Below are 7,667 nucleotides of genomic sequence, written 5' to 3'. Positions count from 1 at the left end.
AACTCCGTCCGCTATGTCATTGACCGTAAACGACTTTTCGCGGCTCGCCACCGCTACGACTTGTGTGTAATGAGGTGATCTTAAGTGCCCAGAAATCGGTTGCCTTCTCATTCGAAAGAATGAAACGAGTTCGATTCGGTTATCGCTGAATGAAATACAGGTAGCGACGAGTGACACAAGCATCTTTATCAGTTGTCGCTGAACTCTGCTGGAGATAGCATTTCGGTCGAGCGACGCCAGATTGGACTTCGACACAATCATGGAGGAATCGGCGCCATGAAGAAGTCGATCGGACGAAGCGCAATTCTTTGGACCATCACTTTTGCATTGATGGCGTTGCTGATGTACGCGGGGTATACGCTTTTACGCATCGCACCGATCGGCACCGGCTATGCCGCGAAGATTCTGTGCACCGGCGTGTTCGTGTCGGGGCGCCCGGCGAGCCAAGTCATTGACGAGGACATCCAGGCAGGGGTGCATCCGCTTTTGCATCTTGTGCACGCAACGATCGATGCACCGACGCGCAGCACGCGTGCCACGTTTCTGGGCATGGCCGCACGCGAAGCGCGGTTCAGACCTGGATTGGGCTGCACATTGAAGTTCGGAGACCAACTCGCTGGGCCTGCGTCGATGCCGAAAACTGCCCGCCCTGATGCGTCGAATCGGGCGGTTCAAGACCCGGAACCCTCGCCCAATGGAAACGACGACGCGCTGCGCCGCATCGTTGACAGTGCATTCGAAGAGGCAGATCAACTTCGTCCCAAACGCACGCGTGCGCTGGTGGTGATGGTCGAGGGTCGGGTCGTTGCACAACGCTTTGCCTCGGGGTATTCCGCTGATACGCCGCTTATTGGATGGTCGATGAGCAAGAGCATCATTGCCGCGCTGATCGGTGTGCTGGTCGGACAGGAAAAGCTCTCGCTGGCAGCAACGGGGCTTTTGCCGGAGTGGCGCGGCAACGGTGACGCACGCGCACGAATTTCGTTGGATGAATTGCTACGGATGACGAGCGGCCTACAGTTTAATGAAGATTATGCGGACCCGCTGTCGGACGTAGCTGTCATGCTTTTCGACAAAGCAGATCAGAGCGCTTTTGCAGCGCGAAAGCCGCTCGCTGCGCCACCCGGCGCGCGCTGGGAATACTCGAGCGGCACGACGCAGATCCTTGCCAAAGTCATTCGGCAGGCGCTGGGCGGTAGGGAACTGGATTATTTGGAATTCCCGCGTCGCGCGCTGTTCGAGCCGCTTGGTATGCACACCGCTGTTTTCGAGCCGGATGCTTCCGGTACGCTCGTCGGTGCGTCCTTCATGTGTGCCCGCGCGAACGACTGGGCCCGCTTCGGGCAAATGCTGCTTCAGGATGGTACGTGGGACGGGAAGCGCATACTGCCGCCCGGCTGGTTCGCTATATGCGAACGGTCACCACGCAGTCGCCGCGCCGAGATTACGGCGCTCACATTTGGGTCAGGGTGCCGGAGCCCTTCAATAGTCATACGTCGCCACCACCAATGCTGCCGCCCGACGCATTTCATCTGGTCGGCCACGAGGGCCAGTTTGTGAGCGTTGTGCCGAGCCACGGGATCGTCGTGGTTCGAATGGGTCTAACTCGTCCCGAAGAAGGATGGGATCATGAGGCGTTTCTCGGCCGATTGATCGGCGCATTGCCGGCAAAATCCATTGCTGCCAGGTAGGGCGGGGTCGCGATTAGCATCGTGGTCATGTGTGCCGCGGTCGACGGACACTCACAAAGGCACAACCGTCGTCGCAAGACCGGGTGAATTGATCGAAGCTCCGCGAGCTGCCGATGGTTGTCCTACTGCTCGACAAACCGCTGCCGGTCGGTTAGAGCCGAAAAGGTGCGAGGCGTAAGCAAATTGGGAAGAAAAGCGCACGATGCACAGAGTGAGTGAGGGTAAGCTCTGTGGAAACCACCGTAGGGCAAAGCTCAGAGGCGCTTACCCGCGTCGCGGTTATGAGAGCCGGATCACGGCTTATTTCGCATGTCGTCGGTGTCTATGACCGTGTCAGAAACGTCCAACGGTTCCCGCACTTGTTCACGGAACTACTTTTCATAGTCGGTGGTGGGGCGAGTGCGCCTGCGTCATGGCTTCGGCGGGATCGGGTCGGCTCGCTCGCGGCTTCGTCGGCCCGCTACGCAACCCGCGATCTCCTTTGGCGCCAATTTCAGCTTTCAGCTTGCTGGCGCTGGATGACGCACGAGGCTGGACGACGCAGGCCGACCGAAAAACCCCGCCCTTCAACGCTAAGCTGCAGTGGCTAGTCACGCCGCGAGATTTCTTCTCCCTCGGCAAGTGTCAGCCCTCTGACCGACCGCTTCCTTGATATCGACATGAGGCCACCGTGTGGTCGCACAATCGCGCGAATCGGCGCCGCGTGCTTCCTGATGGGCGGCCGATGTCGCTGAGCGATTCACATTCTTTCGAGCCAGCCTGATTGCCGCTCTCCGCGTCGACTCCCGGTCCAAGGACGCAGCAGCTGACTGTGGACACCCCATAGGCGACGGCTCCGCGCGATTGACTCGTGACGAAAAGCCCAGACACGTCGAGATCGCTGAGAATCACTGACTGCGTTGAGGGCAGTTAGGGCCGGCTCTCTCTCTGAACTGGCAGGAAACAGCGCTCGCTCCCGGGCTACGCAGCGATTGAAAGCCTACATGTTTGACGCCGTCAGGCATAGGTCGGCCCCTAATGAAAGTCGAACGTTCGACTTCTTTCATACGGATGCGGCTTGAGCGGTCATAAAAAGTTTACTTGATGACGAGCATGCACTTGAATTTATAGAAGCTTACGAAGAACGTGCATGTAATGGTCGGCTTGAGTTAGCTCGTGCATCGAGGTGCTACCGATGCTGATCGTGCTTAAAAGAAAGGGGGCATTCAGTGTCCCCGTGACCGCACGAGTCTTCTCCGGAGGTGCCGTGTGACCCACTTAAAAGCATCGCGACTCGGCCGTTCTTTCGCTAGTGGCATTGGCATGGTCGCGACGTTTGCATTTGCCGACGAGTGTCAGTCCATTAGGGCGGTGAGCGCTTCTGCTCAGCGCGATTTTGTCGCGCATATTATCGGTGACGATCCCAAGCATACGGAGCGTATTGACGGTGAGGCTGTTTATCACCTCGCTCGCTCACCGATGCCAGATCTTCTGCGTTGTGATGTCGCAGCGCCAGTACTGCCGCCCGCTCTTGAATGCGTCCCGGCGGAAAGTAATCTGACTCCATCCGCTGCCCGTGATCGCAGTAGCGCCGCGCTTGCCAAGATCAGTGCCTGTGTTGGGGAACCGATCGTGGGACCTCGAACCGTGCCCGGTCCGAAAGGACTGAAGCAATGGTTTGTCACCGACTGGCGCGAACATTGGCCAACGCGCTATCGAGTCGTCTGGAGCCCATCGTTGTCTGACCCAGCCTGGGTGATGAAGGTTGCGCCCGTGGTAAGCGATTCGATCGACGAAGTAGGTCGTGCCACGCGCAGGCGAAAATTTAAGGACGGATCGGCTGCTGGAGCATCTTGCAAGCAGATGCTCGCCATCGTCGCCGCGGCGCAGACGGATTTCCGTTCCACACTAGGTCCAATCAGCGAGAAGGGAAGCGACATGTCGCTCTTTGTATCGTCGCTACGACTATTGGATTTTGACGTGAAGGTAGGCGTGGGCGGCAGTAGGCCGAATATGCTTTTCGCCGAGCGAGCCGTGGCGTCCTCCATGACGTTGGACGAGGCCGAGCGGATGGGTGAGGCCGCGAGCCGCGCCGTCAGCTCGTGCCTGCAGGTCCGAGCGGAACGCATCGCAAATAAGACTTATCCCGATGGCAACGTCGAGCTTGTCTGGCGGCTACAGGACAACTATGCCTCACGTCCTGTACTGGTGTTCGCGGTTGTGCGATATGAACCCACACACACAACTGTGAGTCGAACCGCAATACGAGTTGAGCCGAGCGTGCGGGATGCTGGACGGAACGGCCGAAGTCACTATTGAAAGCTTCGGGCGATCAAAGACAATTTCGGTCATGCGCGCCAGATGGCAGTCCCAACGACGCCACCTTGTACATGAACACATGGAGCGCAGCTCACTACGCGAACGGCAATCGGGCGAAAGCGCCCTCAATGCAGCGTTGAAGGACAACAGCAAGGACAAGATTTTGCGTTATGTGTTGCAAGCGGGGAAGGCACGGCCTGAAGGGCCAAGCAACTCGTCGCGAAGTGCTATTAGATATTTTATGCAAAAGCTTCGAAGCCACCATGGTCTTGCCTGTTGCGGCTTGCAAACAAAACTGGGCAAGCTGAACGCGCTCCGCAAGTAGACCCATACTGCGATGGATCGGGCGGCCATCGAGTGTTGGTCTGAGCTAGTCTACAGGGCGCGTAGCAAGCGGAAATTGCGATGGGACTCGCTTCACTCTAGCCCGCTTTCCGGCGGCTCCTTTGTCTGGGTACCATGGGCCGGTAGAGTTCGCATCGATCGCTACAAGATGCGAAGCAGATGGTCAGCAATCGCCGGTCGCGAGCGAGTCCGTGATCGAGCCTGCTACACACCTAGATGTCTTCATGCAGGAGTTGCCCATGCCGCTCGTTATCCGACCCGCAAGCGCTGACGAGCTGGCACCCGCCGAACAACTCGTTGTTCGCACCATTAACGATCTGACCGTCCGCTACGGTTTCGGGCCGATCGCGGCGTCGCGACCTTCGGATTTCCAAGCATTCTGCCTCCGAGATGATCCACGCGGAGTGTGGCTAGCCGAAGATGATGGCGAAATCGTCGGGTTTGCCCTGAGTTGGGTTTGCGGTCGACTCTGGGTCTTGGGCGAGTTGTTCGTTGCACCTGGCCGACAAGGGCAGGGCATCGGCAACGAACTGCTGGAGCACACCTTGCAGCATGTGAGCCAGGCCGGCGCGACGGAAAGAAGTCTGATTACCTTCGCCTTCAACATCGTCTCCCAAGGGCTATACGTGCTGCACGGCTTGTTTCCGCACGTGCCCATCCTTCTGTGCGGCGCCGAGCGTGAGTCGTTGCGTCCGGCGCATAGTCGCGCGCTCTGCGCGACGCCCATCGGCGCGCCTGACGTCGATTTGGAAATGCTGCGGCAGTTCGACGTCGCAACCCTGGGGTTTTCGCGAGAGAAGCATCAACGGTACCTGCTGTCCGATGAAAGGGGTTTTCCTCGAAGAGGGGGCGAGCGCGTCGGCTACGAGTATGTTGCCGCAACGGGCCACGTAGGGCCGCTAGCGGTCATGCACCGGCATGCGATGCCGGGTGCATTTCGAGCGGCACTGGCAGTGGCTGTCGCGGGGAACGCAACGCAGATATCGGTGTTCGTTCCCGGGACGAGCGATGCACTGGCGATCGCGGCCAGTAAAGGCATGCGATTCACACTTCCGATGGTGCTGATGTCGACGCACGAATGTGGCGACTGGACGCGCTTTCTCCCGCGAAACCCGGACTTTATGTGAGGCCGCTTCGGCGAAGGACACCCTTTGCCATGACCTATTCGATCGTCGCGGAGCGCGTGTGCTATCGGCGTGATTAGTGAAATGAGAAGTGACGAGGTAAGCAGGTTCATACAGACCCCCGCAGCGGAAAGGTATGGCGCGGGGTGATGGCGACTCCCCGGACAAGATAATCGTCGTTCAACCGGACTTTGTGCTTCACACTCCACACATTCGGCAGACAACAAAAGCGCATTCCAACAAAAAAGAAAAGCCCGCCGGTTAGAGCGGGCAAATGCAGGGATGATCCACAACATGCGCCCATCCACAGTTGGCCGTGCGGGCGAACTGGCTCGTCGGTCGCCGCTTTCCGCGACAGATGTGCAGACGCTCCCTGCGGCCCAGTACCTGGTCAGCGCTCGAGTGTAGGCGACCTGACTTCGGGTTGTGCTCGGCGACTTATCTACTATGCTTCTGAGATAAAGGGGCGTGCGGCCCGGCGTCCGTGTGAAAGCAGCGACAAGGTGGTCTTATGCAGCGGATCATGGAGCGAGCCCTCTTCAGCGTCGCAATGTACTCGATGGTCGCGGTATTTTGTACCGCGACCATCGCGCAGGGCAACGCGCGGGCGGCGATCGAAGCGGGCAACAAGCGCTTCGAGCAGGCTGTCAGCCGCGGCGACGCGCCCGCCCTTGCGGCGCTTTACACCGAAAACGCGAAACTCTTGCCCGCGAACGGTCAAGTCGTCAGCGGACGCGCGGCGATCACGCGCTTTTGGCAGGGAGCCATCGACTCCGGCTTGAAATCGGTGAAGCTGACCTCGGTCGAAGTAGAAACGCACGGCGACACCGCCAACGAAGTTGGCAAGTGGGTGGTTCGAGGCGAAGGCGGCAGGGTTTATGATGCGGGCGATTACATCGTGATCTGGAAGCGTGCGGATGGCAAATGGAAGCTGTATCGCGATATCTGGACGACGAACTCGCCTGCGCAGAAGAAATGATTTTTGCGAGAGCGCTGAGTGTCCATGACAATGCATCCCCACGGCCTCGTTTCAGGGTGGCGAGGTCTACGTAGGACGCCGTGAGCCCGGTTCCTGCTTGCCGGGGAATGCAATAGTCGTAATCTGCTCGCGTCCTGCGAGCCCTCTCCCGAAAGCGCTCAAAGGTCTCGCACGTCTCGAGGCAGCGACTGCGCTCGGCTTTGGGGCGAGTCATATCTTCGTCGTCCTTGCTAAATCCACCGACCCGAAGCCGATGTATGCAGAATATGCTGGCCCACGATCTTCTGCGTTGCGATGTTACTGCGCAGGTACAGCCGCCAGCCTTCGAATGCGTTCCAGCGAAGAGTGATTCCATCGGTTGCGCGTGATCGCAACTAAGTCCGCGCTCGCAAGATTTGTAGATGTGTGTTCGCGCCAGTCAGTGGCAAACCATTGCCGCGGGCCTCTCGAACCGGGCACGTCCTGAGGGAATGCTATCGGATCCCGAACGTAAGCGATTCGGTCGACGAGGTGGGTCGAAGCGCGCTGCGGACAGATGTTTGCGACCGTCGGTGCAGAATAAATGGATTTCGGTTTCACGCTGGGGCAGATCAACGAGGAGAGGAGCGACATGTCGCTCTATGTTTCGTTGCTGGGGTTAATGGATTTCATTGCCGAGGTAGGTTGGCGGCAATCATCCCGACATGCTTTTCGGATAACGCGTCGCGCTGTCCGCCATGACGTTAAACTAGGCGGCGCAAAAGGGTGAGGTCGCGAGCCGGGTCGCCAGTTCGTGCCTGCAAGTCTGAGCTGAACGCATCGCCGATAAGAGCTACCCGGATGGCGATATCGGACTTATCTGGCGCTGGTGGACAACTACTCCGCACGCCCCGTACCGGTCTTCAAGGTCGTGCGATACGAGCGTTTGCGTTCAACTGTGTGTCGGACGGCAATACGAGGTGCGCGGGATGCCCGGAGCATCCAACGGAAGGGCGTGCTCAAGGATGGAACGCGTTGAGAGTAGGTGTCTACGGCTGCAAAGGCAAACACGATGACGAGGATTCCGGCCTTCATTGGAACGCGACATTGGAACGCCAATTATTCACCTTAGGACGAGTTCATACGTATGAGTGCCCATAGGGGCACATCAGTTTGTGTCAAACCGCGGTCTTTTCGGCTGATATGACTCCGCCTGTCAATAGCGATCGGTTTTGGGTTTGTTGATGTGCGCATCTTGCCGAATTTCCTGAG

General features: G+C 58.5%; 3 protein-coding genes and 1 pseudogene. All 4 read left to right on the top strand.

The window, feature by feature from the left end; translation table 11 throughout:
• The first annotated feature begins 276 nt into the window (after positions 1-276).
• A pseudogene (locus NCS58_RS33915) lies at positions 277-1,691 on the top strand (serine hydrolase domain-containing protein).
• Positions 1,692-2,939: 1,248 nt separating this feature from the next.
• Entirely contained in the window at positions 2,940-3,989 is a 1,050-nt protein-coding gene (locus tag NCS58_RS33910) for a hypothetical protein (RefSeq protein ID WP_250477851.1), read from the top strand.
• 584 nt (positions 3,990-4,573) lie between these two features.
• Positions 4,574-5,461 (top strand): GNAT family N-acetyltransferase, encoded by an 888-nt coding sequence (locus tag NCS58_RS33905; RefSeq protein ID WP_250539038.1) that lies wholly within the window; start codon positions 4,574-4,576, stop codon positions 5,459-5,461.
• 520 nt (positions 5,462-5,981) lie between these two features.
• Positions 5,982-6,437 carry an SgcJ/EcaC family oxidoreductase gene (locus NCS58_RS33900; protein ID WP_250477853.1) on the top strand — a complete coding sequence of 152 codons (456 nt, stop codon included), beginning with the start codon at positions 5,982-5,984 and terminating at the stop codon, positions 6,435-6,437.
• Positions 6,438-7,667 lie beyond the last annotated feature (1,230 nt).

The sequence above is a fragment of the Caballeronia sp. INML3B genome (genome assembly GCF_023631305.1).
Taxonomy (GTDB): domain Bacteria; phylum Pseudomonadota; class Gammaproteobacteria; order Burkholderiales; family Burkholderiaceae; genus Caballeronia; species Caballeronia turbans.
The sequence above is the reverse complement of the archived record's forward strand: the minus strand, read 5'-3'. Positions and strand labels throughout refer to the sequence as shown.

What these genes read in the sequence shown, in the direction of transcription:
- NCS58_RS33905 (WP_250539038.1), top strand. Translation starts at nt 4,574, where the DNA reads ATGCCGCTCGTTATCCGACCCGCAAGCGCTGACGAGCTGGCACCCGCC.
- NCS58_RS33900 (WP_250477853.1), top strand. Translation starts at nt 5,982, where the DNA reads ATGGAGCGAGCCCTCTTCAGCGTCGCAATGTACTCGATGGTCGCGGTA.